This is a genomic window from Bradyrhizobium sp. P2_E8, from assembly GCF_056403875.1.
The window spans coordinates 1-1,224 of the sequence record NZ_JBFUES010001502.1 but is presented as its reverse complement, the minus strand read 5'-3'; the positions used below and the strand labels follow the sequence as shown (position 1 = coordinate 1,224).

Genomic DNA, 1,224 nt, shown 5'->3' with positions numbered 1-1,224 from the left:
AGACAGGCGTTGTACTGGTCGACACAGGTGTGCAGGCGGGCCTTGCCGGCCGTTTCCTTGGCGTATTTCGGATCGACCGCGTTCGGATAGATCGCGGGACCGGCCGGCAATGTCGGCGCCGGAGCGGCAGCGGGGGCTGCCTCCTTCTTCGCCTGCTTCGGCGCTGCCGGAGCGGCGGGCGCAGCCGGAGCAGCCGCGGTCGGCGCGGCGGCGGGCGTCGCGTCCGCACCGCACTGGGCCTTGCGGAAGTCATTCCACTTCATGGTGCCGAGCGAGCCGTCCTTCTTGGCTGCCTGATATTTCGCGCTGCACTCCTGCGAGGTCAGCGCCTGCGCCGGTGCGGCGGCCACCAATGCCGCGACACCCGACGCCATAATCGCACACAACAATTTTGTCTGAATGGTCATCCCTAGGTCTCCTCCTTGGTCTTCCCCGACGGAAGTTAAACGAGGATTGCTATCCTAGCGTGCCGATCGCTTGCGACAAGGATACGATGGCTTTCGCCGGCAAAATATAGTGATCCCGTCGCTCGGCCCATTCATGTCGCGTTCAGCAACGCGAGCCGACGTTCCACCCTTCGCCATTTTCCCAGGAAGAGTGCAACACCATGACCCTCGCCTCCCGCCTCGCCGCCGTCGCCCTCGCCTCCCTGCTCGCCACCGGCACCGCCTTTGCGCAGACCGCCGCGCCGGCAGCCAAGACCGACACCAAGACCACAACCGCCGCGCCCACGGACAAGAAGGCGCCAAAGGAGCACTCGGCCGAGTCGCTCGAATGCTCCAAGCAGGCGGATGCCAAGGGGCTGCATGGCAAGGAGCGCAAGAAATTCCGCTCCGAATGCATCAAGACCGCCAAGGCCGGCACGGCCGCGCCGGCTGCCGCGGACAAGAAGTAAATCAGTCCCCCCGGCTTCGGCGAGAGGCGCGCGCATTGCGGCATGACGAGCCTGCAATTGTGCGCCTCTCGCTGATTTGCAATAAGGTGGCGTGAAGCAAATCACCGCCTCCCTGCCGTTCGAATGGCCGAGCCGTGCCAAGATCCTGAGCACGGTGGAGACACTCGTCATCGGCACCGCCGGCGGCCTCGTGTTTCTCGTCGCCAATCTTCCCGGCGGGCTGATCTCGGGCTCGATGATCGCGGTCGGCATCGCCGCGATCGCCGGCCGGCAGTTGACGCTGCCGCCGATCCTGACCCAGACCGTGCTGGTGCTGCTCGGCATCTCGC

At 65.6% G+C, this 1,224-nt stretch carries 2 protein-coding genes and 1 pseudogene; 2 read left to right on the top strand and 1 reads right to left on the bottom strand.

The genetic code is table 11. The features are described from left to right. The coding region (locus AC1D00_RS41800; RefSeq protein ID WP_477014731.1) for a hypothetical protein at positions 1-407 on the bottom strand (407 nt) is incomplete at its 3' end. Positions 408-607: 200 nt separating this feature from the next. Here AC1D00_RS41800 and AC1D00_RS41795 point away from each other — a divergent pair. Then, a complete protein-coding gene (locus AC1D00_RS41795; protein WP_027544346.1) occupies positions 608-895 on the top strand; it encodes a PsiF family protein in 288 nt (95 codons plus the stop codon). 91 nt (positions 896-986) lie between these two features. After that, a pseudogene (locus AC1D00_RS41790) lies at positions 987-1,224 on the top strand (AbrB family transcriptional regulator); the annotation flags it as partial.

Coding starts and splice junctions, on each gene's coding strand:
- AC1D00_RS41795 (WP_027544346.1), top strand. CDS start 608: ATGACCCTCGCCTCCCGCCTCGCCGCCGTCGCCCTCGCCTCCCTGCTC.